Origin of the sequence: Pseudoduganella dura (assembly GCF_009727155.1) — a bacterium.
Lineage (GTDB): Bacteria > Pseudomonadota > Gammaproteobacteria > Burkholderiales > Burkholderiaceae_D > Rugamonas > Rugamonas dura.
Window position 1 is genome coordinate 3,303,312 of sequence record NZ_WNWM01000002.1, and the last position, 26,342, is coordinate 3,329,653.

The following is a 26,342-nucleotide window of genomic DNA, read 5'->3' on the forward strand; positions in this document are numbered from 1 at the left end:
TCCGGCCGTCGAGCAGCAGGGGTCCGACCCCAAGGCCCGCGCCCGGAGCAAGGTCCGCGCCGCCGATCCGGGGACCGATCCCGGTTTTCTGGCAGCGCCGCCCAAGCCTGCCGGTGCCAAGGCTGCTGCCAGGAAGCGCACGGCCGGTAAAACGGTCGCCGCGGCAATGATCGACGGCCCCGAATAACGAACTGGAGTAACAATGTTGAGTAACAACGGCATATCCCTCGACAGCCTGGTCGCCAACACCATCCGCCCCGACGTGCGCAGCGATGCCAGCTACCACGTGCCGGATGCGGGCGGCTTCGTGAAGCTGGACGCGATGGAAAACCCGTACCAGCTGCCGGAAGCGCTGCGGCGCGAGCTGGCCGACCGGCTGGCCGAGGTGGCGCTGAACCGCTACCCGGCCGCGGCGTACCGCCCGCTGAAGGAGCGTATCCGTGCCAGACTGGGCATCCCGGCCGGCTACGATGTCCTGCTGGGCAACGGTTCCGACGAACTGATCGCCATCATGGCCGCCACCTGCGCCTGGCAGGACCGCCGCGCCGTGATGCTGGCGCCGGTACCCGCGTTCGTGATGTTCCAGCGTTCGGCGCAGGTGGCCGGCATGGACTTCGTCGGCGTGCCCCTGAAGGCGGACCTGGCGCTGGACCTGCCGGCCATGCTGGCGGCGATCGAACGGCACCGTCCGGCGCTCGTTTTCCTGGCTTACCCGAACAACCCGACCGGCAACCTGTTCGACACGGCCGACATCGAAGCGATCCTGCGCGCGCAGGGCGAGCGCGGCCTGGTCGTGGTGGACGAGGCGTACGAGCCCTTCGCACAGCAGAGCTTCATGCCGCGCCTGCCGGAATTCGGCAACCTGATCGTGATGCGCACGCTGTCCAAGCTGGGCCTGGCCGGAATCCGGCTCGGCTACATGTCGGCGGCCCCGGCATTGCTGGAGCAGTTCGAGAAGGTGCGGCCACCCTACAACATCAACGTGATGACGCAGGCCGCGGCCGAGTTCGCGCTCGACCATGTCGACGTGCTCAACGAACAGGCGCGCCTGCTGCGCGAGCAACGCGGTGTCCTGTCGGCGGCGCTGGCGGCCCTGCCGGGCGTGCAGGTGTTCCCGTCGGCGGCCAATTTCATCACGATCCGGGTGCCGGATGCCGACAGCATCCATGCCAAACTGGTAAGTCGTAAAATCCTGATTAAAAATTTGAGTAAAATGCACAGTGTGCTGACGAACTGCCTTCGCGTCACCGTCAGCACGCCGGACGAGAACGCAGCTTTCCTGGACGCACTGACAGCTTCCTTGCAAGCTTCATCGAGCGCTTCGTCGAGCGCACCGCCGGCTGCCTGACCTAACCCTGAGTTCCCCATGAATTTACCCGCATCGCGCACCGCAGAAGTCATCCGCAACACCAACGAGACGCAGATCCGCGTCGCCCTGAACCTGGACGGCACCGGCACGCAAAAGCTCGATACCGGCGTGCCCTTCCTGGACCACATGCTGGACCAGATCGCCCGCCACGGCCTGATCGACCTGGACATCCAGGCCACCGGCGACACGCATATCGACAACCACCACACCGTCGAGGACGTGGGCATCACGCTGGGCATGGCGGTGGCCAAGGCCATCGGCGATCGCAAGGGCATCCGCCGCTACGGCCATGCCTACGTGCCGCTCGACGAGGCGCTGTCGCGTGTGGTCATCGACTTTTCGGGCCGCCCGGGCATCGAGTACCATATTCCGTTCACCCGCGCGATGATCGGCACGTTCGACGTCGACCTGACGCTGGAATTCTTCCGCGGCTTCGTCAACCATGCCGGCATCACGCTGCATATCGATAACCTGCGCGGCACCAATGCGCACCACCAGTGCGAGACCGTGTTCAAGGCATTCGGCCGCGCGCTGCGCATGGCCGCCGAACGCGATGAACGCGCTGCCGGCACGATTCCTTCAACCAAGGGAAGCCTGTAAGGGACGAGATCAATCTCCAGCCGGCTTTCAAAAATCATGAAAAAAATTGTAGTAGTTGACTACGGCTCAGGCAACGTGCGTTCCGTTGCGCAGGCCCTGCGTGCCGCTGCCCCGGAAGCGGACGTGCGTATTTCAGGGGAACCGTCCGAGATCGATCATGCCGAGCGCATCGTGCTGCCGGGCCAGGGTTCGATGCTCGACTGCATGAGGAACCTGCGCGAGTCGGGGGTACAGGAAGCATTGCTGCGCGCCGCCGCCAGCAAGCCGCTGCTGGGCGTGTGCGTGGGCGAGCAGATGCTGTTCGAGGGCAGCGAGGAGCGCGATGCCCAGGGCCTGGGCCTGTTGCCGGGCAAGGTGGTGCGTTTCCAGCTCGACGGCATGCTGCAGCCGGACGGTTCCCGCTTCAAGGTGCCGCAGATGGGCTGGAACCGCGTGAAGCAGACCGCGCGCCACGCCATGTGGGAAGGCATTCCGGACGATGCGTGGTTCTACTTCGTCCACAGTTACTACGCACAGCCGGAGAACCCGGCGCACAGCGTGGGCGAAACCGTGTACGGCGCGCCGTTCTGCTGCGTTGCCGCGCGCGACAACATCTTCGCCACCCAGTTCCACCCGGAGAAAAGCGCGGGCATGGGCCTGCAGCTGTACAAGAACTTCGTTCACTGGAATCCCTGAGCCGCGCATCTTGCGTCCGTCTCACAGCGTCCACCTCTGGCACTCAACCATCCAACCTACTCGACAATAAAACCATGCTGCTCATCCCTGCCATCGACCTCAAGGACGGTCACTGCGTTCGCCTGAAACAGGGCGACATGGAACAGTCCACCGTGTTTTCCGACGATCCCGGCGCCATGGCCCGCCACTGGCTGGAGCAGGGCGCACGCCGCCTGCACCTGGTGGACCTGAACGGCGCCTTCGCCGGCAAGCCGAAGAACGAGGGCGCCGTGAAGGCGATCCTGAAAACGGTGCAGGAGTTCGCGCTGGAACACGATATCGACGAGATTCCCGTGCAGCTGGGCGGCGGCATCCGCGACCTGGACACGATCGAGCGCTACCTCGACGACGGCATCAGCTACATCATCATCGGCACCGCCGCCGTGAAGAGCCCTGGCTTCCTGCACGATGCGTGCGGCGCGTTCCCCGGCCACATCATCGTGGGCCTGGACGCCAAGGACGGCAAGGTGGCGACCGACGGCTGGAGCAAGATGTCCGGCCACGAAGTGATCGACCTGGCGCAGAAGTTCGAGCAGTATGGCGTGGAATCGATCGTCTACACCGACATCGGCCGCGACGGCATGATGGGCGGCGTGAACATCGAAGCCACCGTGCGCCTGGCGCAGGCCGTGCGCATCCCGGTCATCGCCTCCGGCGGCCTGCACAACCTGGCCGACGTGGAAGCGCTGTGCGCGGTGCAGGACGAAGGCATCGAAGGCGTAATCTGCGGCCGTTCGATCTATGAAGGCACCATCAACCTGGGCGAAGCCCAGCTGCGCGCCGATGAACTCACCGGCGAAACCGTCGGCGAACTCTCCGATTCGAACGAAGACTAAGACTATGCTGGCCAAACGCATCATCCCCTGCCTGGACGTGACCAACGGCCGCGTCGTCAAGGGCGTCAACTTCACCGAGCTGCGCGACGCCGGCGACCCTGTCGAGATCGCCCGCCGCTACGACGAGCAGGGTGCCGACGAACTCACGTTCCTCGACATCACCGCCTCGTCCGACAACCGCGACCTGATTCTCCACATCATCGAGGCTGTCGCGTCGCAGGTCTTCATTCCCCTGACGGTGGGCGGCGGCGTGCGCAAGGTGCAGGATGTGCAGCGGCTGCTGAACGCGGGTGCGGACAAGATCAGCCTGAACACCTCGGCCGTCAGCAATCCGGAACTGGTGTTCGAAGCCTCGCAAAAGCACGGTTCGCAATGCATCGTGGTGGCGATCGACGCCAAGCAGGTCGCGCCGGGCAAGTGGGAAGTGTTCACGCACGGCGGCCGCAACGCCACCGGCCTGGACGCGATCGAGTGGGCACAAAAAATGGCATCGCTGGGCGCCGGCGAACTGCTGCTGACCAGCATGGACCGCGACGGCACCAAGTCCGGCTTCGACCTGGCGCTCACCCGCGCGGTGTCCGATGCGGTCGGCATTCCCGTGATCGCCTCGGGCGGCGTGGGCGGCCTGCAGGACCTGGCCGACGGCGTGACCAAGGGCCGCGCCGATGCGGTGCTGGCGGCCAGCATCTTCCACTATGGCCAGCACACGGTACAGGAAGCCAAGCAGTTCATGGCCCGGCAAGGCATTCCGATGCGCGAGGTCTGAGAAAGCACAGATATGGGTATTCCAACGACGACGCCTAGCGTAGCCAAGGCTAAATGGCTGAACCGGGTCCGCTGGGACGAGCATGGCCTCGTGCCGGTGATCGTGCAGGAGAGCGGCAGCAACGATGTGCTGATGTTCGCGTGGATGAACCGCGACGCGCTGTACAAGACGGTGGAACTGCACGAAGCGGTGTACTGGAGCCGCTCGCGCAAGAAGCTGTGGCACAAGGGCGAGGAATCGGGCCACGTGCAGAAGGTGCTCGACATACGCCTCGACTGCGACGAGGACGTGGTGCTGCTGAAGGTGGAGCAGGCCGGCGGCATCGCCTGCCATACCGGGCGCCATTCGTGCTTCTTCCAGCAGTTCGACGGCGATGCCAAGGATGGCGACTGGCAGGACGTGGAACCGGTGCTGAAGGATCCGGATACCATCTATGCCGACAAGAATTCGGACAAGGGCGCCGGCAAGGGCGCCGGCAAGGGCGCCGACAACAGCGCGGGCAAGAAGAAATGAGCGGCGACATGACCCCCGAAATGACCTCCGAGGTGACCCCCGAGGTGACCCCTATTGCCAGCCCGATCCTGGACCGCGTGGCGGCCACCATCGAATCGCGCAAGGGCGCCGATCCCTCCACGTCGTACGTGGCCAAGCTGTTCTCGAAGGGCGACGACGCGATCCTGAAAAAGATCGGCGAGGAAGCCACCGAGACCGTGATGGCGGCCAAGGATGCCCGCGTCTCCGGCGACGGCTCGAAGGTGTTGTACGAGGTGGCCGACCTGTGGTTCCATTCGCTCGTGCTGCTGGCGCAGTTCGACCTGTCGCCGCAGCAGGTGCTCGACGAGCTGGCGCGCCGCGAAGGCGTGTCCGGCATCGATGAAAAAGCCGCCCGCAAGGACGCTTAACCGCAATCTGAAGGAAGACATTCGTGGATAACTGCCTGTTCTGCAAGATCGCCGCCAAACAGATTCCCGCATCCGTCGTCTATGAAGACGACGAACTGCTGGCGTTCAAGGACATCAACCCGGCCGCGCCGGTGCACCTGCTGGTGATCCCGAAAAAACATATCTCGACCCTGACCGAGGTACAGCCGGAAGACACGCTCTTGCTGGGCAAGATGCTGGCGCTGGCGCCCAGGCTGGCCGAGGAACATGGCGTGTCGGTCGTATACGGCAACGAAGGCGCGCCCACGCGCGGCTACAAGACGCTGATCAATAGCGGTCCGGACGGCGGCCAGGTGATCTATCACCTGCACATGCACATCTATGGCGGCCCGCGGCCATGGCGCGGCATGCACTGACATTGCCGCCTTGTCCGGCGCTTTGTCTGGCGATTTGATGAAATAAGCACGCGGAAGTGTTATTTCCCGCCGTTACCGTGACGGGAACATGACATGGTAAGAGTCGCGTATACTGGTCGTTCCACCGAATTTGGGCGTTTCCGCCCTGCAAGGAGAATACTATGGGTTCCATGAGCATCTGGCACTGGCTGATCGTCCTGGTTGTGATCATGCTGGTCTTCGGCACGAAAAAACTGGGCAACATCGGTTCGGACCTGGGCAAGGCCGTCAAGGGGTTCAAGGATGGCGTGAAGACGGACGAAAAGGAAGCGGCCGACCAGCCGGTGCCGCCGCCGGCCAAGGTTACCGACAAGGGCACGATCGAGGTCGATGCCAAGGAAAAGAACAAGCTCTGAGCGCCGGCCTCGTTAATCCATGATCGATCTCGGTCTCTCCAAGCTGGCCATCATCGGTGTCGTGGCATTGATCGTCATCGGTCCCGAAAAACTGCCGAAGGTGGCGCGCATGGCGGGCACGCTGTATGGCCGTGCGCAGCGCTACCTGCACGATGTGAAGAGCGAAGTCAGCCGCGAAATCGAGCTGGAAGAGCTGCGCACCCTGCAGAAGACCGTTCAGGAGCAGGCGCAGAACATCAAGGCCGATGTCGAGAATTCGATCCAGAAGAACATGTCCGAGGTCGAGGACGTCTTCCGGATCGACGATACCGGCTCGTCCGATACATACGCCGGCCATGCGCCCGATTTCCATTCGGTTTCCACGGAAGACCAGGCGCGCAAGGCCAAGGAATTCCGCCGCAAGCGGCTGGTGCGCACTTCGGCCGTGCCGCAGTGGTACAAGCAGCAGACCGGCGGCCGCATGCACGTGGTGTCCGGCGCTGCGCGCGTTGCGCGCTTCCGCCCGCGCAACGGTAAACCTCCCGCTTCCTTTTACTGATGAGTACTGAACAACCGGCCGAAGAAACTTTCATCAGCCACCTGGTAGAACTGCGTGACCGGCTGGTCAAGGCTTCCATCGGCGTCCTGATCACCACGGCCCTGCTGATGGCCTGGCCGGGCCCCACCTTGCTGTACGATTTCCTGGCCCAGCCGATGATCGATGCGCTGCCGACCGGCGCGAAGATCATCGCCACCGGCATTACCGCGCCGTTCCTGGTGCCGATGAAGGTCACGCTGGTGCTGGGCATTATCCTGGCGTTGCCGTGGGTGCTGTACCAGATGTGGGCGTTCGTCGCGCCCGGCCTGTACACGCATGAAAAGCGCCTCGTGGCGCCGCTGGTGATTTCGTCGTCGCTGCTGTTTGTTTCCGGCGTGGCCTTCTGCTATTTCTTCGTATTCGGCCGCGTCTTCCACTTCATCAACGAGTTCGCGCCGACCTCGATCGCCGTCACGCCGGATATCGAGAATTACCTCGATTTCGTGATGTCGATGTGCCTCGCATTCGGTGCCGCGTTCGAAGTGCCGATCGTCGTGGTGATCCTGGTGCGGATGGGCCTCGTGTCGCTGGCCAAGCTGAAGGAGTGGCGGCCTTATGTGATCGTGGGCGCGTTCGTCATCGCCGCGATCGTCACGCCGCCTGACGTGGTCAGCCAGTTCGCGCTGGCCATTCCGATGTGGATGCTGTTCGAGCTGGGGCTGCTGGTGTCGCCGATGTTCGTGAAGATGACGCAGGCGCCGGAACAGAAGGCCGAAGGCTGACAGGAACGGTATGCATGAAAACGGGAGCCGCGGCTCCCGTTTTTTATTGTGGCCGCCATCGAAGGCTGCTGGAACGGCCGGATCTTTCACGGCGGGGAACGTGGCTGCTTCCTGGGACAACCGGTGTCGGACACCTTTTCCCGCAAGGCCGGGAAAAAGTGTCCGACACCAGGCGCCCGCATGGCACGGGTACCCGCTTACTGCATCAATTCGCGGATCACCTTTACCGGCGCGCTGCCGTAGCCCAGGAATTCCTCGTTGAACCCCTTCTGCGTGAACTTGCTGCCCAGCGCGTTGCGGCGCTGTTCGCGCAGTTCCATGATCTCGCTGTAGCCGCTGAAGTACGACGTCAGCTGCACCGACGTCAGCGTGGCGCGGCGCCATTTCTCGGCCGCTTCCTGCTTCGTCTGGAACGCCTGCCGGGTCAGCAGGTCGAGCGCCTGTTCCTGATTCATGTCCAGCACGTGCACACTGTAGTCGAGGATCGTGTTCGTCACGCTGCGCAGGTTCCACTTCGAATACATCAGCCACATCTCCGGCGAGTTGTCGTAGCCCGATTCCAGCATCATCCGCTCGCTGAACACGGCCCAGCCTTCCACCATGGCGCCGTTGCCGAAGATGGATTTCACCAGCGACGGCGACTTGTTCGCATACACCAGCTGCGCATAGTGGCCGGGGATCGCTTCGTGCATGTTCAGGATCTGCAGGATCCAGTGGTTGTATTCGCGCAGGCTGCTTTCCGCCTGTTCCGGCGTGGCGCCCGTCAGCGGGGTCACGTTGTAGTAGGTGCGGTCCTGGGGGCGGTAAGGACCGGGTGCCTCGATGCTGGCACCGGCCACGCCGCGCTGGTAGGCCGGCGTTTCACGCACCACCAGCGGCTTGTTCGCATCGAGGCTCAGGAGGTCGTTTTTCACCACCCATTCCTGCAGCTTCGGGATCTGCGCCTTGATTTCCTCGACAAAGCGGTCCGGCGCCACGTGGTTGCCGGAAAGCTTGTCGATCATCATGCCGATCTTCGCGTAGCGGTCCGCGGGCTTCTTCACGTCGGCCAGGTATTTCGGCCACAGCTCGTCGCTGATGCGGTCCATGTTGGCCAGCAGTTCGTCGCGCGCCGCCAGCGCTTTCTGGTAAGTATGCTCGCCGCTGCTGGCCGACTGGATGTCGAAGGCGAACTTCTGCTCGTACATGGCCTTGCCGATGCGGAACGAGCGCGCGCCGGACACCGCCAGCAGCTTGTCCGTTTCGCCCAGCCAGGCGGCATACGCCTCGACGGCGGTTTTCGCGGCGGCGACGCGCTGGCCGAACAGGCCTTTCTCGTTCGCGGCCAGCGTGGAGCCCTGCGCTTCCTTGTCCAGCTCGTCGAGCAGCGCGATCACGCCGGGCGCCTGGGCGATCGCCAGCTGCGTGTGCTCGCGCGTGGGCGTGGTGAGGTTGGCACGCGCCGCGTCGTAATAGGCCGGCACGTTGGCGATCCGGCGCAGCAGCGTGCGCAGGCGCTGCGATTTCGCTGCGTATTCGGTGTGCAGGATGTAGTCGATCGGGCCGGCGATGTTGTACAGCGCCGGGTTCCATTCGAATTCGCGGAAGGTGGTCAGGTACCAGCGGTCGGAGTTCAGCTTGTTGACGAGCAGCGCCATGTCGGTGCGCTGGCGCGGCGACAGCTGGCGTGCATCGAGCTTGCCGAAGCGGCCCAGCCACTCGTCGATGAAGGCCAGCTGCAGCTGGCGGGTGGCGAGATCGGGTACCGTCAGCGTGGCGGCCGTGTCGTACTTGCCCACCGTGATCGCCGTTTCGGGATCCATGCGCCACAGCGCCGTCAGGAACCCGTTGGACAGCGCGTTGAACGAACGGTCGGCGCGGCTTTCGGATGGCAATGCGGCTGCGGCTGCGGCTGCGGTGGCGGCCGTGGCGGCGACTGCGCCCACGGCGGCCTTGCCTGCCGTGGACCTGGTTTTCGTGGATTTCTTGGCCGGGACGGACTTGCCGGACCTGGCCTTCTGCGGCTTTTTCGCCGCTTCGGCGGGCGCGAACGCCAGCGCCATCATCATGGCCGCCAGCGCGAGTTTTGTCTTGATCATCGTGTAACGTTTCCTTACCGGGATAGTGCAGCGGGCGAGATTATCATCAATCGGCCCGCCGGAAGCCCGGATGTTACACGACGCTACAATCAGGCCAGACGATCGTCCCGGATCATCTGCTGGTGCCGCTCGTTGATGATCGTCACCGCCTCGCGGCCGCGCGCCATGTCGGACAGCACGATCGTGTTCGCCTTCGTGAAGCGGTGGCCCACGCGGATCGTCCATGAGCGCGACAGCCAGCTGCGCAGCGACTGCACATAGACCGCTTCGTCCATGTCGCGCCATTTCACGCCGCGTACGCCGCGCGACCAGGGGAGTATGCCCGAATACAGCCACACGCCCACGTCGTCGTAATAGAGCTGCACGCTGCGGATCAGCAGCATGCGGTAGCCGATCAGCAGCGTGGCGGCGGCCAGCACGCCGGCGGCGGCCAGCTCCGAGTGCCTGAATGCCAGCCGCAGCACGAACACCGCCACCACGGCCAGCAGCAGGCAGCCGGTATAGGCGGTCCAGGCCTTGCCGCACAGGGGGATGCCGTGGGCGAACGCGGCGAGGTCTTTTTCCTTGTGTTGTTCCATGGCCGGATCATTGCATGGAATGGCCGTTCCGGGAAAGAGGCAGCCGACGAAAGGGGTTGAAGACAGAGCTGACGACGGGGCAGCGTGAACGCCCCGGCAGCCGTGGATCAAGCCGGGTCTTGCCGGCTGGTCATCCGTTCCGCCTCGTCGCCGCCGGCGTAGTGGTCAAGAATGCCGTTGGCGCGGGCGCCGTCGCGGTCGTTGTCGACTTCCACCTGCAGGATGCAGGTACTGCGCTGCACGGAGGCGCGGATCTCGGAATTGTCTCCGGCGCGGGTCGGATGACCCTTCGCCGGCGTGGGCTTTTCCGTCAGGTCGAGCGCGAAATTGCCTTCCACGGGCCCGGCCTCGTCGTTGCGGGAGTCGAGGGTAATGGCGGAAGCGGCGATGCCGGAGGCGATTAACGCCTCGCGGGCCCGCTCCGCCACGGTAAGGCTGTCGAATACTCGCAGCAAGGTGTCGGCCATGGTGTGCTCCTGATATGCATTGTCGGTGCGACCATCATAGCGAAGGCGGGCGGGCGGCAGCGTCTCGTTATCCACAGGAAATTTCCCAGGAAATTCAACGCCTCAGCCCTTCCTCCAGCATCTTCAGCATATCCTCCGCCTTCATCCGTGCCGCCATCTCGCTGCCATCGAGCAGGCTGTCGGCCAGCTCGCGCTTGTGTGCGTGCAGGTCGACGATGCCTTCCTCGATCGTATGCCGCGCCACCAGCCGGTAGATCGTCACGGGGCGCAGCTGGCCCATCCGGTGCGCCCGGTCCGAGGCCTGGTCTTCCACGGCCGGATTCCACCACGGGTCCATGTGGATCACGTAATCGGCCGCCGTCAGGTTGATGCCGACGCCGCCCGCCTTCAGGCTGATCAGGAAAACGTCGCCTTCGCCGGCCTGGAACGCATCCACGCGCGCCTTGCGCGCCGCCATCGGCGTCGCGCCATCGAGGTACTGGTACGCGACACCGTTGCGGTCCAGGTGCTCGCGGATCAGCGCCAGGTGGTCGACGAACTGGCTGAACACCAGCACCTTGTGGCGGTTTTCCAGCAGGCCGGCCAGCAGTTCGGCGAACGCGGCCAGCTTGCTGCTGTCGAGCTTGAGCTCGGGCGCCACCAGGTTCGGGTTGCAGCACGCCCGGCGCAGTTTCATGATCTCGGCCAGGATCTGCATCGACTTGCGGTCGGCCGGCGCCTCGATCGCCGCCAGCTTGTCCAGCGCCTCGCGGCGCAGCGATTCGTACAGCGCCGTTTCTTCGCCCGACAGGTCGACTTCCAGCACGATCTCGGTACGGGCCGGCAGCTCGGTGAGCACCTGCGCCTTGGTGCGGCGCAGGATGAAAGGCCCGATCAGCCGGCGCAGCCGGTTGCGCGCGCCCACTTCGGCCTTGCGGTCCTGCTGCCGCTCGATCGGGCCGGCGAAGCGCAGGTTGAACTGGTCCAGCGACCCGAGCAGGCCCGGGTTGACGAAGCGGAACAGGTTCCACAACTCGCCCAGGTGGTTTTCCAGCGGCGTGCCGGTACACGCCATGCGGAAGTCGCCCTGCAGCGCCATCACGGCCTGCGAGCGTTTCGTGGCCGCGTTCTTGATCGCCTGCGCCTCGTCGAGCACGATGGTATGCCAGCGCGGTTTCGTGAAACGTTCCGATTCCAGCTGCAGCAGGCCGTAGCTGACGATCACCAGGTCGAACGGGCCGGCGCTGTCGATCATTTCCGCACGGTCGCCCGCGCCGAACAGCTTCACGTTCAGCGTGGGAGCGAAGCGTGCCGCTTCGCTCGCCCAGTTCATGCATACCGACGTCGGCGCCACGACCAGCGCCGGCCCCCGCGGCGCGCGCAGCAGCAGCAGGGCCAGCGCCTGCACCGTCTTGCCCAGGCCCATGTCGTCCGCGAGGCAGGCGCCCACGCCCCAGTGCGCAAGGCGCGCCAGCCATTCGAAGCCTTCGCGCTGGTAGTCGCGCAGTTCGGCCTGCAAGGTGGAAGGCACCTGCGGCTGGTATTCGGCCCGGGCGGCGATGCGGCCGATGTGCTCGCGCCACAGCTTGTCCGCTTCGAGGCCGCCGACTTCGCCGGCCAGTTCTTCCAGCACGAACGCGGCCAGCTGGTGCACCTTCACGCCGCCGTCGTCGTCCTCGCCATAGGCATCCAGTTCCGCCAGGCGGCGGTACAGCTCGTCCGACAGCGCCAGGAACTGCCGGTCCTTCAACTCGATGAAGCGGCTCTTGCCGGCGCGGATCAGGTCCAGCAGCGAGCGCAGGTCGATCACGCGGTCTTCGTCGACCCGCAGCTGCCCGCTGGCGGCGAACCAGTCCTTTTTGCTCTTGATCGACAGTTTCAGCTGCGCGAGCTGCACCGGCTTCGTCACCTTGAACGGCTCTCCGTCCGGCCAGCCGATCACCACCCGTTCCGGTCCCAGTTCCTGCAACTCGGTCAGCAGTTGCAGGCACAGCACCGGCTGGCCGATCAGCCACTCGCCGTGTTCCTGTTCGGCCTGTTCCAGCGCCTCGCATCGCAGCACCATCTGGCGTTCGGCATCGCGCTCGCCGGCCAGGTTGCGGCGCACCTGCACCGGCTTGCCGCCCACGTCGGTGATCACCGTCTCGGCCCCCGCGCCGGGCGCGTAGTACGGTCCCGCGTCGCGCAGCGGCCGCACCTGCACCTGCATCCGCAAGCCTTGCTGGTAGGGCAGCAGGTGTACATGCAGGCGGATGTCCGGGTCGACCGCGCTGGCATGGGCGCTGCCGCCGCCGATGTCCGATTGCACGGTCACGCTGGTGGCCACCGTGCCGATCGCCTTCAGCACCTGTTCCTTCGCATGCAGCGGCACGGTGAGACCGTCGCCGACGATGGCGGCAATGCGGCGGTGCTCGTCGTTGATGGTGATCACGCGAATCCGGTTGGGCGCTTCGCGCAGCTCGACCGTCCTGGTGTCCGTCGCGCTCACGGCCGGGTGCAGCGACAGTTGCAGCTTGCCCTTGCGTTCCTGCACCAGCAGTTCCGGTTCGCCGCCCAGGATTTCCACCCGTGTTTCCGGCGCGTTCATCCAGAACACGAACGGGTGCCCGACCAGCGCCGGCACCGCATCGGCCGTTTCGATGTCGTAGCGCAGGCCGGACGAATACAGCTGCCGCGATGGCGCGATGTGGGTGCTCAGGCGGATATCCTGCGGCGTGGCGAAATCCATCAGCGCAGCATCCTCGGCGAGGCGCTTCAGCGCGATCGGCCGGCCGGTGCTCCACTGGCCCTTCGCGCTGCGCTTCTGCTCGCGCGGTTCCATGTCGGCGATGCCGGAACGGTCGCTCCAGGTGATCATCCATGCCAGCCGTGTTTCGCCGCTCGCGGCCGGCGCGTCCTGGTGCAGGTTGATCAGCGCTTCGAGCTGGCGCTGCCAGGCTTCCTGCCGCTCGAACCAGCCGCCCATGTCGGGCAGCCCAAGTGTGGAGAGCATGTCGGCGGCGCGGCCGGCGGCCGCCTCGTCGCCCAGGTGGCCCAGCAGGCTTTCGGCCTGCGCGGCGATCAGCATGAAGCCGCTGGCGCCGGCGCTTTGCGCCAGGTCTTGCAGCTCGGCGCGGCGTTTTTCCAGCTGCGGCAAGCCGAGCCACCAGTAGACCAGGGCCTGGAACAGCTGCGCCTGCAGCGGCGTTTCCCACGCGCGCGCCAGTACCACCTCGGCCTGCAGCGTGCCGGCGCGGACCTGGCGCAGCATCGACAGCAGGCTGTACGTGCTGCTGTCCGGGTTCTGCTGCGCGTGCACTGCCTGGTCGAGGTAGCTCTCGGCCGTTTTCAGCGTTTTCGGCTCGTTCGCCCTGAGCAGCGCGACCACGTACAGGTAGCCGCCGAAGCCCTGGAACAGCTGCTTGCGCTTGCCGGTCTCGCGGCGGACCGATTTCAGCGCGCCCTCGAAGCCGGCGACCGCGTCGGCCACGCGGTCGCGCAGCAGCATCAGCACGCTGGCGTAGAACGGCGCCAGCGGGCTTTTCACCACCTCGAGATAGTCGATCGCCTGCTGCAGCCGGCCGCACAGGATCGCATCCTCGCCCAGCGCCAGGCGCAGCGCATCCGACACGTCGTCGCCGGCCTGCCGGCGGCGCTCGAAGTGGCGCTCGGCGGCGGCGCGCACCTGCGGCGCCAGCGCCGGTTCGCGCTGCGCGTGCTGGAGCAGCAGCATCAGGATATCGTCCTGCATCGACGGGTGCACCAGCAGCAGCATGCCGGGCTCGAACGGCCGCGCGAAGATGTCGACGATCGGGTGCAGCTGCGCCGCTTCGTAGGAGCGCAGGCAGGAAGCCAGCAGCGGCGCGGCATCCTGCGGCGGCTGCCCGCGCAGCAGCGCCATGCGCAGGCGGGCCACGCCGTGCCGGTAGCTGCGCGGCTCCAGCGTGCCGTTCCAGCTGCGGTTCATCGGGTTCAGGTGATCGTACACGGCGCAGATATCGGCCAGCATGTGCGCGCTGATCGCCGCGCGGATGGCCGGCCAGCGCAGCCTGGCGTTGCAGACGAAGCCGCGGCCGACGACGAGGCTGGTGAAGGCCAGGCGTTCCAGGTGCGCCAGCAGCTCGTTGCTCCGCACGCTGTCGTAGGCGTGGCCTTCGTCGTCGCGCAGGTTCAGGTTGACGACGTGGTCGTGCACCGCCGACTTGCCCATCGGTTCGCCCACCAGCGCCAGCAGCGCCAGCAGCGTCTTCTCGTTCGGATGCAGCGCGTCGAACTGGTCCTGCAACGCCCGGTCGCTCATGCGCGACCGTCCAGATTATGGATCTCTACCGGTGCCGGAGCGGCAGCATCGTGCAGCCCGAACATCCGCTGGTAGAAATACAGCTCCGCTTCCAGCGTGCGCACGATGGTTTCCGCCTTGCGGAAGCCGTGGCCTTCGCCTTCCAGTTCCACGTAGGCGACCGGCACGCCGCGTTGCCGGAGGGCCTTTACCATCGATTCGGACTGCTGCGGCGGCACCACCTTGTCGTCCAGGCCCTGGAAGAAGATCATCGGGCACGCCAGCCTGTCGGCGTGATGGCTGGGCGAGCGTTCCAGGTACACCTGCCGCGCCAGTGGCTGCGGGGCGATCAGGTATTCGTTGTAATGCGACTCGAACTTGTGCGAATCGTCGTCTAGGCCCTGCAGGTCGGCCACGCCGTAATAGCTGGCGCCCAGCCTGAACACGTCGTGGAATGCCAGCGCGCACAGCGTGGTATAGCCGCCGGCGCTGCTGCCGCGGATGATCAGCCGGTCGCCGTCGGCCCGGCCCGCGTCGACGAGCCAGCGCGCGCCGGCCACGCAATCCTCGACGTCGACCACGCCCCACTGGCCCTTCAGCGCATCGCGGTAGGTGCGGCCGAAACCGGTGCTGCCGCCGTAGTTCACGTCCAGCACGCCGAAACCGCGGCTGGTCCAGAACTGCGTCGCCAGTTTCAGCGTACTGGCGGCCATGCCGGTCGGGCCGCCGTGCCCGATCACGATCACCGGCGGTTTTTCTCCGGCCGGCGCCCGCATGTCCCTGTTATGCGGCGGGTAGAAGAACGCATGCGCGGTGCGGCCGCCCGCACCCGGATAGCTGATGCTCTCCGGAACGGACAGGTAGCCCACGTCCGGCAGCGTGTCGATCGAGCGGGCCAGCACCTGCAGTTCGCCGTTGGAGAGATCGATGCGCGCGATCTCGGCCGGGATCGTCGGGCTGCCGCCCAGCAGCGCGATGAAGCCGGCGCCGGTGCGCAGTTCGCGGATTTCCTGGTATGGATTGGCGATCGGCTGCAGCTTCGCGCTGCCGATCACGAGGCGGCCAAGCCTGCTCACGCCCTGCTCGATCCAGGTGCAGGCAATTTCGCCGGCGGAAATGAAGCCATACATCGAATTTCCGAACGTCCAATGCGGGCCGGCGAACTCCGCCTCCAACGGACAGATCGCCTCGATGGCGCCATCCAGGCGGTACAGGTTCCACCAGCCGGTGCGGTCGGAAACGAAGTACAGCCGCCCGTCCGGCGACCATTCCGGCTGGCAGACCGATTCTTCCGGCCCGCCCGCCACCAGGACCGGCGCGGCCAGGGTGCCGTCCGCCGCGATGTCGGCCAGCCACAGTTCGGTGCCTTGCCACGGCATGCGCGGGTGGTCCCATGTCAGCCAGGCCAGCCTGCGGCCGTCCGGCGACAGCCGCGGCGACGAATAGAAATCGTGGCCGTGCGCCAGCACTGTTTCGCTGCCGTCGAAGCCCACCGCGCACAGCGTGTTCTCCGGCTGCGCATGCGAGGCCGGATCGTCGGGATGCTGCTCGCGCACGGCGACCAGCCGGCCGCGTGCGCGGTCGACGATGAAATCGGCGAAGCGCTGCCGGCCTTCGGCCGTGAACGGCACCGCTTGCGCATCGCCATCCTTGCGATACAGCCGGTTGTCGGCCGCATGGGAGAAAAACACCGTGTCGCCGTCCGCCACGTACGCGCCACCGCCGTATTCGTGCACGCGCGAGCGCACATTGAGGGGCAGGGGCGTCAACTCATCGGTGCGTTGGCCGACGAGCCGCAGCAGCGTGCTGCGACCCGCTTCGCTGGCGCGGCCGGCCAGCCACAGGATGTCAAGGCCCTGGACTGCCAGCGACGACAGCGGGGTGGCGCCTGCGGCGACCATGGCGGCACCGATCGGCGATGGCCAGGTACCGGAGGGAGCGGTTTGCAAGGGTGTCGGGTTGGTCATTTCCAGGGCAGGTGAAAAGAACGGGGGGATGCGATAATACCCTCTTTCGTCCCGCTTTTCATTGCCATCCATGCCACAATTCGCCCCGCTTCAGAACGACACCTTCCTGCGTGCGCTGCTGCGCCAGCCGACCGATTACACCCCCGTGTGGCTGATGCGCCAGGCGGGACGCTACCTGCCGGAATACAAGGCCACGCGTGAAAAGGCCGGCTCGTTCATGGGGCTGGCCACGAACCCGGACCTGGCCACCGAAGTCACGCTGCAGCCGATCGACCGCTATCCGCTGGATGCCGCCATCCTGTTTTCCGACATCCTGACGGTGCCGGACGCGATGGGCCTGGGCCTGTATTTCGTCGAAGGCGAAGGGCCGAAATTCGAACGCCCGCTGCGCACCGAGGCCGATGTGCAGGCGCTGCGCCTGCCCGAACCGGGCTCGCTCGACTATGTGTTCAAGGCCGTCACGCAGATCCGCACCACGCTGAACGGCCGGGTGCCGCTGATCGGTTTTTCCGGCAGCCCGTGGACGCTGGCGTGCTACATGGTGGAAGGACAGGGCTCGCGCGAGTTTCACACCATCAAGAAAATGCTGTACAGCCGGCCGGACCTGATGCACCACATCCTGGACCTCAACGCCCGCGCCGTGGCCGAATACCTGAACGCGCAGATCGACGCCGGCGCGCAGGCCGTGATGATCTTCGATTCGTGGGGCGGCGCGCTGGCCGACGGCGCTTACCAGCAGTTTTCGCTGCGCTACATGCAGCGCGTGGTGGCCCAGCTCAAGCGCGAGCATGACGGCGTGCGCATTCCCGCGATCGTGTTCACCAAGGGTGGCGCGCACTGGGCCGAAGAAATCGCCGCGATCGGTGCCGATGCCATCGGGCTGGACTGGACAGCCGACATCGGCAAGGTGCGCGCGGCGGTCGGCGACAAGGTCGCGCTGCAGGGCAACCTCGATCCCGCCATCCTGTTCGCCGGGCCGGAGCAGATCCGCGCCGAAGTGCGCCGCGTGCTGGACAACTACGGCCCGCATGACACCGGTCACGTTTTCAACCTGGGCCACGGCATCTCCCAGTTCACCCCGCCAGCATCCGTCGCGGTGATGGTGGAAACGGTTCATTCCCATAGCCGCAAGCTGCGGACCGGCGGATAACGGTCCAGGCAAACCCGACTTATGCACAATTTTTCTGGTTGCCAAAATAAAAGGCAACCAGGAAAGTGTTATCACGGGAATATTTGCAAGTACCTGATTTGCTTATGAAAATTTCGATTCATCGCGGTGCGCACTTTGTAATAAGTAAACGTTATCCCCGTGCCAGATAAATGTTGTGGAGTCATTCTCCACAAAGTTATCCACAAAAATTGTGGAAAAATGGCAAAAGTGCTTAGTAAACCGCGACTTACCCAAATTCTGCTGCGCTGCACGAATTTTAGGCAGGCAATAGTGCTCGCTATGGACGAGCCTGCTTGGTAAAATAGCCGGTTTCCCTCGCCGATTCCGCGCGATCTCCGAGTGATCAGGGGCGTGAGCAAAGCCGACTTATGCACAGCAAGAATAAAAAATCGCATATTCGTCCCTCTCCCGAGAGCTATTTTTAAGTCATTGATTTTAAAGATAAAAAATTGTGAAATTTGGTGTTTCCATGCCTCATCTTTGGCTTGGAAATGCGGGTTTCCAGGGATTACGGGTTTAATGTCCACAAAGTTATCCCCAGAATTTGTGGATAGTTCACAGGTAATCTGGGGTCTCATCTGATGTCTCACTGCATACTTCGCATCGCCCTGGATACGCCGCTGCACGCCGTGTTCGATTATCGCTGGCCGTGCGACGTGGCGGACCGGCCGGAGGTGGGCCAGCTTGCCCTCGTGCCGTTCGGCAGGCGTGAAGTCGTCGGCATCATCGTGGCCATTGCCGACGAGACGGATGTGCCCGAGGAAAAGCTCAAGGAGGCGCTGGCGGTGCGCTCGCAGCTGGCGCCGGTGGCGCTGCAATGGCTGGCACTGGCGGGCTTCGCGGCCGAGTACTACCAGCGGCCGCTGGGCGAGGTGGCGCTGCCGGGCCTGCCGAAGAACCTGCGCCTGTCCACCACCGTGGCGCTGGACCGCGCGATCAGGAAACTGGCGAAGATTGCCGACGGGCACGATCCCGCGCCGGTCGGCATGCCGGTGCTCAATCCGGAACAGCAGCACGCGGCCGATGCGATCGGCGGCGCGCAGGGTTTCGCGCCGATGCTGCTGTACGGCGTGACGGGCAGCGGCAAGACCGAGGTGTACCTGCAGGCCTGCGCCCAGGTACTGGCGCGCGAACCGGACGGGCAGATCCTCGTGCTGGTGCCCGAGATCAACCTGACGCCGCAGCTGGAATCGAATATCCGCGCGCGCTTCCCCGGCGTGATGATGGCCACCCTGCACAGCAGCCTTGCCGAGGGCGAGCGCATGCTGCACTGGCTGGCCGCGCACCAGGGCCAGGCCCGCATCGTGCTCGGCACGCGCCTGGCCATCCTCGCCTCGCTGCCGCACCTGAAGCTGATCGTGATCGACGAGGAACACGATCCCTCCTACAAGCAGCAGGAAGGGTTGCGCTACTCGGCACGCGACCTGGCCGTATGGCGCGCCTGGCAGCTGAAGATTCCCGTGGTGCTGGGATCGGCCACGCCATCGCTGGAAAGCTGGCACCATGCGCAATCGAAGCGCTACCGCAAGCTCGAGCTGCGCGAGCGTGCCGTCAAGCAGGCCACGCTGCCGGCCGTGAAGCTCATCAACATGGAGCACGACAAGCCGAAGGATGGCCTGACCGCGCCGCTGGTGGCGGCATTGAGGCTGCGGCTCGAGCGCGGCGAACAGTCGCTGCTGTTCCTGAACCGGCGCGGCTACTCGCCGGTGATCTGCTGCGATTCCTGCGGCTGGGTCAGCGACTGCCAGCGCTGCACGGCATTCATGGTGCTGCACAAGGGCGAGTTCAAGCTGCGTTGCCACCATTGCAGCCTGGAGATGCGCATACCGCGCCATTGCCCCACCTGCGGCAACGTCGACCTGCAGCCGCTGGGCCGCGGCACGCAGCGCATCGAGGAAGGCCTGCAGGCAATGTTCCCGGCGGCGCGCATCCTGCGCATCGATGCCGATTCGACGCGCCGCAAGGGCAGTGCGCAGGAAGCCTTCGATACGGTGCACCGCGGCGAGGTCGATATCCTGATCGGCACGCAGATGGTCGCCAAGGGCCACGATTTCAAGAAACTCACGCTGGTCGGCATCCTGAACCCGGATACGGCGCTGTTCTCGCAGGACTACCGGGCCAGCGAGCGCCTGTTCGCGCAGCTGATGCAGGTGGCGGGGCGCGCCGGCCGCACCGCGCAGACCGAGGGCGGCAGCCCCAGCGAAGTGCTGGTGCAGACGCGCTACCCGGAACATCCGCTGTATGGCGCGGTGGTCAGGCACGACTACGACCGCTTCGCCGGCGCGCTGCTGGCCGAACGCGCGCAGGCCGGCCTGCCGCCCTACCTGTACCAGGCAATGCTGCGGGCCGAGGCGCCGGAACTGGCGAAAGCGATCGATTTCCTGCAGGCCGCGCGCGACTGCGTGCAGGCCGAGGACATCGCGGAAGGCATCACGATCAACGACCCGATCCCGATGAGCATGACGCGCGTGCACAACGTCGACCGTGCGCAATTGCTGGTGGAAGCGGCATCGCGGCCCGCGCTGCAGGCATTCCTGAAGGAGTGGATGGCGCGGCTGCGGGACATGAAAGCGCGCGTGAAATGGTCGCTGGAAGTGGACCCGGTCGATATCTGATCATTCGCCCGCCCTGCCGCGTCCTGCGGCGCCCTGGTGTACGATGCCGACAGAATTCCTGGAGGAACCAATGAAGCATATTCGTTGCGACGTAGCGATCATCGGGGCCGGTACCGCCGGCCTGTCGGCCTACCGCGCGGCGCGCGCGGCCGGCAAGCACGCGGTACTGATCGAAGGCGGGCCCTACGGCACCACATGCGCCCGCGTGGGCTGCATGCCCAGCAAGCTGCTCATTTCCGCGGCCGAGGCCGCGCACGCGCTGCACACCGCGCCGGCCTTCGGCGTGCACCCCGGCGCCGCGCGGATCGACGGGCCGGCGGTGATGGACCGGGTGCGCCGCGAGCGCGACCGGTTTGCCGGCTTCGTCGTCGAGAATGTGGAGGGGTTGCCGGCCGCCGACAAGCTCCGCGGTTATGCCCGCTTCGCGGCGCCCGGTCGCCTGGTGGTGGACGAGCACACCGAGGTGCAGGCCGAGCGCATCGTCATCGCCACCGGTTCCGTGCCGGTCGTGCCCGAGGAATGGGCGCGGGCGGGGCCGCGCGTGATCCACAGCGACGCCGTGTTCGAATGGACCGACCTGCCGAAGTCGGTGGCCGTCATCGGTACCGGCGTGATCGGCCTGGAGCTGGGGCAGGCGCTGCACCGGCTCGGCGTGCGCGTGGCGCTGTATGCGCGCGGCAACAGCATCGCGCAGCTGAGCGATCCGGCCGTGCTGGCCGATGCGGCCGCCGTGCTGCAGGAAGAACTCGACGTGCGCTTCCAGACCCAGGTGGTATCCGTGCAGCCGGATGGCGAACAACTGGCGTTGACCACGCGCAATGCCGCCGGCGACGAGCGCCAGGAACATTACGAGCACGTGCTGGTGGCGATCGGCCGCGCGCCGAACGTGCAGGCGCTGCGGCTGGACCTGGCCGGTATCGAGCGCGATCGCCGCGGCATACCGCTGTACGACCGCACCACGATGCAATGCGGTACCAGTCCGATCTTCATCGCCGGCGACGCCAACGACGAATTGCCATTGCTGCCGGAAGCGGCCGACCAGGGCAGGATCGCCGGCCACAATGCCGCATGGTATCCGGACGTGCAGCCCGGCCTGCGCCGCACGCCGCTGGCGATCGCCTTTACCGAGCCGCAGATCGCCACCGCCGGCGCCGGCTGGCGCACGCTGTGCCAGAGCCATCACGGGGGCTTCGCGGTGGGTACCGTATCGTTCGCGAACCAGGGCCGCAGCCGGGTCATGCTGCAGAACAAGGGCACATTGCGCGTGTACGGCGAATACGGCAGCGGCCGTTTCCTGGGCGCCGAAATGGCCGGGCCGCGCGCCGAGCATATCGGCCACCTGCTGGCCTGGGCCGTGCAGGCGGGACTCACTGTCGCCGCGATGCTCGACATGCCGTTCTATCATCCGGTGGTGGAGGAGGGCGTGCGCACCGCGTTGCGCGACCTGGCCGAGGCATTGAAGCATCCACCACCGGAGCCGCGCCAGCCGTGTCCCGACTGCACGCCGGGAACGTAAGCGGAGATGTACTAAACGACAACCTGGCTTGATTTCCCCCAAAAACACTGCGGACGCATTTCCTTCTTGCTATAGACTGTTGATATAAAGCAAAAGCACGAAGGTGGATCTCTATAGATTCATACCTGCAGGCAATAAATTGGGGGCATCATGACGAAACGGCGATTGACCAGGAGCGACGTCCGCGTTGGCGAAACGCTCGCGTGGGACGTGTTTGGCGAAAACGGCGCGCTGCTCGTGCGCAGGGGATTCCTGCCGTCTTCCGACGTGCAGGTCGACAGCCTCGCGGAGCGCGGCTTCATCGACGACCAGATGCCGGCGGCGGGAATGTCCGCCGCCGAGCCGCCGTCGGTACTGCGCCTGCTGAACCACGCGGTGGCCGAGCTGGGTCCGCTGCTGCACCGTATCGCAGCCGGGGGCGGCAGCGTGCAGGCCGAGCTGGAACAGGTGGCGCTGCTGGTCGCGCAAGCCGTGGCGATCGACCCGGAAATCGCCGCCGCCTGCATCCTCCACAACCAGCGTGTTGCCGCCTACGCGGTGCGGCACTGCATCGACACCGCCGTGGTGGCGCAGATCCTCGCCCGCGCGGTCAAGCGGCCGGAAGCGGAAACGTTGTCGATGACGCTGGCGGCGCTGACGATGAACGTCGCCATGCTGCGCCTGCAGGATGCGCATCCCGGTTTGTCCGGCGAGGAAATGGCGCTGGTCCGCGCCCACCCGGAACGCGGCGCGGCGCTGCTGCGCCAGGCCGGCGTCACCGATCCGGTATGGCTCGACTGCGTGCTGTCCCACCATGAAAACGAAGACGGCAGCGGCTACCCGCGCGCGCTGGTGGGCGATGCGATCGCATTGCCGGCCAAGCTGATCGCGCTGGCCGACCGCTACTGCGCCCGCGTGTCGGACCGCCCCTTCCGCAAGCCGATGCTGCCGAACGCGGCGCTGCGCGACATCCTGCTCGATGCGCGGCATGCGCTGGATGCGCAACTGGGCGCCGTGCTGATCCGCGAACTGGGGGTGTACCCGGTCGGCACCTTCGTGCGGCTGCTCAATGGCGAAGTGGGCGTGGTATCGCGCAAGGGGCTGAACTCGACGACGCCCTACGTGCAATCGTTCATCGGCCCGCGCGGTGCGCCACTCGATGTATTCCTGCTGCGCGACACGCGCAGCGACCTGTCGGCGATCCGCGATGTGCTGGGCGCCGGCCAGGTCGAGACCCGGATCCGGATGGAACAGGTATGGGGCAGGGCGGCGCTGCCGTGAATCCGGTCGCGTTGTTCACCTGTCCGGCAAGATCAGCAGCGCGTTGAAGACTGCCCGGCGCTGTCGAAGACCAGCCAGGCCCGTGCCTGGCGTTTTCGGCCGATATGGCAGCCGGTCCTCCATGCCGCTTCAGTTCAGCGTCGCATCCAGGCGGCCCTGCTCGGCCAGCTCGCGCAGCACGCGGATCGTGTCGATATCCGATTCCTTGTAGGCCGAGCGGCGAAAATCGTCGTACATCGCGTTTTCCGCGTCTTCGCGGGCGTTGTGGGCATCCTCGTACTCGAAGCGCACGAACAGGTGGTCGGTGCCATGCGTTTCGATCGTCATCGTCAGGCTCGACTTGCTGATCTCGCCCTGCGCGGCCACTTCATAGCGGATGACGTGGGGGTATTCCAGCACCACGGTATCCTCGATCACCAGTTCGCCGTAGCGCTGCGTGCGCCGGAAACCCTTGTCGGTGCGCGCGCCGATGCGCACTTCGTCCAGGTGCGGCACGAACAGCTTGGGCGATTCGGCACGCAGCACGAGGCCGCGCCACAGCTGCTCGTGGGTGAGGGTATCGATCAGCGGGTTCAGCGGATCGTTGATTTCAATCAGATGTTCGAATTTCATGGTTGGCAAAAAGTGTCGTGAGCCGAATGCCACTATATTCCTCCCGCACCGGAAATATCAATGGCCGAGGCGGTACAATGGCAGACTGCGTGGCGGGCTCTGCCTGCCGCACCCCCCGCTTTCTCCTGCTTTTCTATTCTCCAACATGTCCAACGCCCCCCGATTCGGCCTGAATGGGCCGCAAAGCGAAGCTGTGCTGTATCTCGACGGTCCAGCCCTCGTGCTGGCCGGTGCCGGCTCGGGCAAGACGCGCGTCATCACGCAGAAAATCACCTACATGATCGAGGAGCGGGGCTACGATCCCCGCACCATCGCCGCGCTCACGTTCACCAACAAGGCCGCGCTGGAGATGCAGGAGCGGGTGGCCAAGCTGCTGAAACAGCCGCGCCAGGCCAAGCAGATCACCATCTCCACGTTCCACTCGCTGGGCGTGAAGATCCTGCGGCAGGAGGCGAACCACCTGGGGCTGAAGGACCGCTTTTCCATCATGGACAGCGACGATTGCTACTCGCTGGTGCAGGACCTGGCGCTCACCACCGACAAGAACCTGATCCGCCGCATCCAGAACGACATTTCGCTGTGGAAGAACGGCCTGGTGATACCGGAACTCGCGCTGCGCAACGCCAAGGACGAGGACGAGGCGCAGTCGGCGCGCATCTACGCCAGCTACGTGGGCACGCTGTCGGCCTACCAGGCGGTCGATTTCGACGACCTGATCCGGTTGCCGGTGGAACTGTTCCGCGACAACGGACCCGTGCGCGACAAGTGGCAGCGCCGCCTGCGCTACCTGCTGGTCGACGAGTACCAGGACACCAATACCTGCCAGTACGAGCTGCTCAAGCTGCTGGTCACCGGCATCGGCAAGAAGCCCATGTTCACCGCCGTGGGCGACGACGACCAGGCCATCTACGCGTGGCGCGGCGCCACCATCGAAAACCTGTCCAACCTGCAGGTCGATTTCCCGGACCTGCGGCTGATCAAGCTGGAGCAGAACTACCGCTCCACCACCCGCATCCTGCAGGCGGCCAATGCCGTCATCTCGAACAACCCGAAGCTGTTCGAAAAGTCGCTGTGGTCCGAGCACGGGCTGGGCGAGCCGATCAAGGTGCACGCGATGCCCACCGAGGAGGGGGAGGCGGACCAGGTGGCGATCATGATCTCGGCAGACCACTTCGAGCGCAAGAACAAGTGGTCGGATTACGCGATCCTGTACCGTGGCAACCACCAGGCCCGCATCATCGAGCAGTCATTGCGCAACCAGCGCATCCCGTACACGATCTCGGGCGGCCAGAGCTTCTTCGACAAGGCCGAGATCAAGGACATCATCGCCTACCTGCGCCTGCTGGCCAACCAGGACGACGATCCCGCCTTCATCCGCGCCGTGACCACGCCGCGCCGCGGCATCGGCCAGTCCACGCTGGAAGTGCTGGGCGCCTTCTCGGGCCAGTGGCAATGCTCGCTGTTCGAGGCCGTGTACAAGGGCGGCATCGAAGCCAAGCTGACCGACCGCCAGCTGCAGCCCCTGCGCGACTTCTGCAATTTCATCAACGACCTGGAAGCGCGCGCCAGCCGGCCCGGCCAGGCCGGCAGCGGCGACAACGCCGCGCAGGTGCTGGACGACATGATGGAAGCGATCCATTACGAGCACTACCTGTACGACACGCTCGAGGAGCGCGCCGCGCAGGGCAAGTGGCAGAACGTGCTGGACTTCGTCAGCTGGCTCAAGGAACGCGGCCGCGGCGGCAAGGACGGCGATGGCGAGGAAAAGAACGTACTGGAACTGACGCAGATGGTGGCGCTGATGTCGATGCTGGAAGGGAAGGATGAAAATCCCGATGCGATCCGCATGTCCACCCTGCACGCATCGAAGGGCCTGGAATACCCGCACGTGTTCCTGGTCGGCGTGGAAGAGGGCATCCTGCCGCACAAGGGCGATCCGGATGCGCCGGTGGAAACGCTGGCCCAGCGCATCGAGGAGGAACGCCGGCTGATGTACGTGGGCATCACGCGGGCGCAGCGCACGCTGCAGCTCACATGGTGCAAGAAGCGCAAGCGCGCCGGCGAGCAGGTACACTGCGACGTTTCGCGCTTCATCGCCGAGATGCAGCTGGACGTGGGCGACGCCGTGCCGAAGGAAACCGAAGTGATCTCGCCGCGCGAACGCCTGGCCCGCATGAAGGAACTGCTGGCCACCTCGAAACCAAAGGAAATTACGTGAACCCGGAAGAGCAGAACGAAGCGCGCTTCGTCGACATCGAAATCAAGCTGGCCCACCAGGAAGACCTGGTGGAATCGCTGAACGCGCGCATCTACGAGCAGCAGAAACAGATCGACGGGCTGGAAGGCATGGTGGCCCGGCTGATCGAGCACATGCGCACGCGCGACACCACGCAGGCGCCGCTCAACGAACGGCCGCCGCACTACTGATCCGGACGTCATGACCGCGCACCAGTGCCGTTCGTCATGGTCGCGAACCATGACGAACGGCACATGCGGTATCGAACCCTGTTTCCTACACTGGCGCAGCGATGCGGCCGGGCAGTCCGGCGGCACGCCAGTGAAAGG

At 65.4% G+C, this 26,342-nt stretch carries 23 protein-coding genes; 17 read left to right on the plus strand and 6 right to left on the minus strand.

The annotated features are described in order from the left end of the window. The first annotated feature begins 202 nt into the window (after positions 1 to 202). From hisC to tatC, 11 genes are all read left to right on the plus strand, one after another. Positions 203 to 1,348 (plus strand): histidinol-phosphate transaminase, encoded by a 1,146-nt coding sequence (hisC, locus tag GJV26_RS14485; protein ID WP_155709427.1) that lies wholly within the window; start codon positions 203 to 205, stop codon positions 1,346 to 1,348. Between the two features lie 18 nt (positions 1,349 to 1,366). Continuing rightward, on the plus strand, positions 1,367 to 1,969 hold the full coding sequence (gene hisB / locus GJV26_RS14490; protein WP_155709428.1) for an imidazoleglycerol-phosphate dehydratase HisB: 603 nt from the start codon (positions 1,367 to 1,369) through the stop codon (positions 1,967 to 1,969). Positions 1,970 to 2,005: 36 nt separating this feature from the next. Continuing rightward, positions 2,006 to 2,644, plus strand: a complete 639-nt coding sequence (gene hisH, locus GJV26_RS14495; RefSeq protein ID WP_155709429.1) for an imidazole glycerol phosphate synthase subunit HisH — start codon at positions 2,006 to 2,008, stop codon at positions 2,642 to 2,644. 74 nt (positions 2,645 to 2,718) lie between these two features. Then, positions 2,719 to 3,519: a 1-(5-phosphoribosyl)-5-[(5-phosphoribosylamino)methylideneamino]imidazole-4-carboxamide isomerase gene (gene hisA / locus GJV26_RS14500; protein WP_155709430.1), complete on the plus strand. Its 801-nt coding sequence runs from the start codon at positions 2,719 to 2,721 to the stop codon at positions 3,517 to 3,519. 4 nt (positions 3,520 to 3,523) lie between these two features. Next, the gene (gene hisF, locus GJV26_RS14505; protein WP_155709431.1) at positions 3,524 to 4,285 is read left to right on the plus strand and encodes an imidazole glycerol phosphate synthase subunit HisF; all 762 of its coding nucleotides are present in this window, start codon (positions 3,524 to 3,526) and stop codon (positions 4,283 to 4,285) included. A 12-nt stretch (positions 4,286 to 4,297) separates the two neighbouring features. After that, positions 4,298 to 4,798, plus strand: a complete 501-nt coding sequence (gene hisI, locus GJV26_RS14510) for a phosphoribosyl-AMP cyclohydrolase (protein ID WP_155709432.1) — start codon at positions 4,298 to 4,300, stop codon at positions 4,796 to 4,798. Positions 4,799 to 4,806: 8 nt separating this feature from the next. Further along, entirely contained in the window at positions 4,807 to 5,187 is a 381-nt protein-coding gene (locus tag GJV26_RS14515; protein ID WP_371866473.1) for a phosphoribosyl-ATP diphosphatase, read from the plus strand. Positions 5,188 to 5,210: 23 nt separating this feature from the next. Next, positions 5,211 to 5,582: a histidine triad nucleotide-binding protein gene (locus GJV26_RS14520; RefSeq protein WP_189441609.1), complete on the plus strand. Its 372-nt coding sequence runs from the start codon at positions 5,211 to 5,213 to the stop codon at positions 5,580 to 5,582. A 161-nt stretch (positions 5,583 to 5,743) separates the two neighbouring features. Continuing rightward, positions 5,744 to 5,977 carry a Sec-independent protein translocase subunit TatA gene (gene tatA / locus GJV26_RS14525; RefSeq protein WP_155709433.1) on the plus strand — a complete coding sequence of 78 codons (234 nt, stop codon included), beginning with the start codon at positions 5,744 to 5,746 and terminating at the stop codon, positions 5,975 to 5,977. Between the two features lie 19 nt (positions 5,978 to 5,996). Beyond that, on the plus strand, positions 5,997 to 6,515 hold the full coding sequence (gene tatB, locus GJV26_RS14530; RefSeq protein ID WP_155709434.1) for a Sec-independent protein translocase protein TatB: 519 nt from the start codon (positions 5,997 to 5,999) through the stop codon (positions 6,513 to 6,515). Further along, complete coding sequence (tatC, locus tag GJV26_RS14535; RefSeq protein WP_155709435.1) at positions 6,515 to 7,276, plus strand: twin-arginine translocase subunit TatC; 762 nt, start codon at positions 6,515 to 6,517, stop codon at positions 7,274 to 7,276. The genes tatB and tatC overlap by 1 nt, the downstream gene beginning before the upstream one ends. A 197-nt stretch (positions 7,277 to 7,473) precedes the next feature. On the opposite strand, the gene GJV26_RS14540 is transcribed toward tatC, so the two are convergent. The 5 genes from GJV26_RS14540 to GJV26_RS14560 all read right to left on the minus strand — a co-directional run bounded on the left by GJV26_RS14540 (position 7,474) and on the right by GJV26_RS14560 (position 16,603). Continuing rightward, positions 7,474 to 9,354, minus strand: a complete 1,881-nt coding sequence (locus GJV26_RS14540; protein WP_155709436.1) for a DUF885 domain-containing protein — start codon at positions 9,352 to 9,354, stop codon at positions 7,474 to 7,476. Positions 9,355 to 9,443: 89 nt separating this feature from the next. Further along, positions 9,444 to 9,932 carry a hypothetical protein gene (locus tag GJV26_RS14545; RefSeq protein ID WP_155709437.1) on the minus strand — a complete coding sequence of 163 codons (489 nt, stop codon included), beginning with the start codon at positions 9,930 to 9,932 and terminating at the stop codon, positions 9,444 to 9,446. A 107-nt stretch (positions 9,933 to 10,039) separates the two neighbouring features. Then, the gene (locus GJV26_RS14550) at positions 10,040 to 10,399 is read right to left on the minus strand and encodes a hypothetical protein (RefSeq protein WP_155709438.1); all 360 of its coding nucleotides are present in this window, start codon (positions 10,397 to 10,399) and stop codon (positions 10,040 to 10,042) included. Between the two features lie 94 nt (positions 10,400 to 10,493). Continuing rightward, positions 10,494 to 14,657, minus strand: coding sequence for a DEAD/DEAH box helicase (locus GJV26_RS14555; protein WP_155709439.1), 4,164 nt, complete (start codon positions 14,655 to 14,657; stop codon positions 10,494 to 10,496). Continuing rightward, complete coding sequence (locus GJV26_RS14560) at positions 14,654 to 16,603, minus strand: S9 family peptidase (protein WP_155709440.1); 1,950 nt, start codon at positions 16,601 to 16,603, stop codon at positions 14,654 to 14,656. The genes GJV26_RS14555 and GJV26_RS14560 overlap by 4 nt, the downstream gene beginning before the upstream one ends. A 70-nt stretch (positions 16,604 to 16,673) precedes the next feature. Between GJV26_RS14560 and hemE the strand changes: the two genes are divergently transcribed. From hemE to GJV26_RS14580, 4 genes are all read left to right on the plus strand, one after another. Next, on the plus strand, positions 16,674 to 17,753 hold the full coding sequence (hemE, locus tag GJV26_RS14565; RefSeq protein WP_155709441.1) for a uroporphyrinogen decarboxylase: 1,080 nt from the start codon (positions 16,674 to 16,676) through the stop codon (positions 17,751 to 17,753). Positions 17,754 to 18,355: 602 nt separating this feature from the next. Then, on the plus strand, positions 18,356 to 20,389 hold the full coding sequence (locus tag GJV26_RS14570; protein ID WP_155709442.1) for a primosomal protein N': 2,034 nt from the start codon (positions 18,356 to 18,358) through the stop codon (positions 20,387 to 20,389). Between the two features lie 70 nt (positions 20,390 to 20,459). Then, positions 20,460 to 21,905 (plus strand): dihydrolipoyl dehydrogenase, encoded by a 1,446-nt coding sequence (locus GJV26_RS14575; protein WP_155709443.1) that lies wholly within the window; start codon positions 20,460 to 20,462, stop codon positions 21,903 to 21,905. 150 nt (positions 21,906 to 22,055) lie between these two features. Continuing rightward, complete coding sequence (locus tag GJV26_RS14580; protein WP_155709444.1) at positions 22,056 to 23,165, plus strand: HD-GYP domain-containing protein; 1,110 nt, start codon at positions 22,056 to 22,058, stop codon at positions 23,163 to 23,165. A gap of 129 nt (positions 23,166 to 23,294) precedes the next feature. Here the strand turns inward: GJV26_RS14580 and GJV26_RS14585 are convergent, their stop codons facing one another. Next, positions 23,295 to 23,777 carry an SRPBCC family protein gene (locus GJV26_RS14585; RefSeq protein WP_155709445.1) on the minus strand — a complete coding sequence of 161 codons (483 nt, stop codon included), beginning with the start codon at positions 23,775 to 23,777 and terminating at the stop codon, positions 23,295 to 23,297. A 145-nt stretch (positions 23,778 to 23,922) separates the two neighbouring features. On the opposite strand from GJV26_RS14585, the gene GJV26_RS14590 reads away from it, so the two are divergent. After that, positions 23,923 to 25,995: a UvrD-helicase domain-containing protein gene (locus GJV26_RS14590; protein ID WP_155709446.1), complete on the plus strand. Its 2,073-nt coding sequence runs from the start codon at positions 23,923 to 23,925 to the stop codon at positions 25,993 to 25,995. Then, positions 25,992 to 26,204, plus strand: a complete 213-nt coding sequence (locus GJV26_RS14595) for a SlyX family protein (protein WP_189441611.1) — start codon at positions 25,992 to 25,994, stop codon at positions 26,202 to 26,204. Before GJV26_RS14590 ends, GJV26_RS14595 begins: the two co-directional genes overlap by 4 nt. The last annotated feature ends 138 nt before the right edge of the window (positions 26,205 to 26,342 follow it).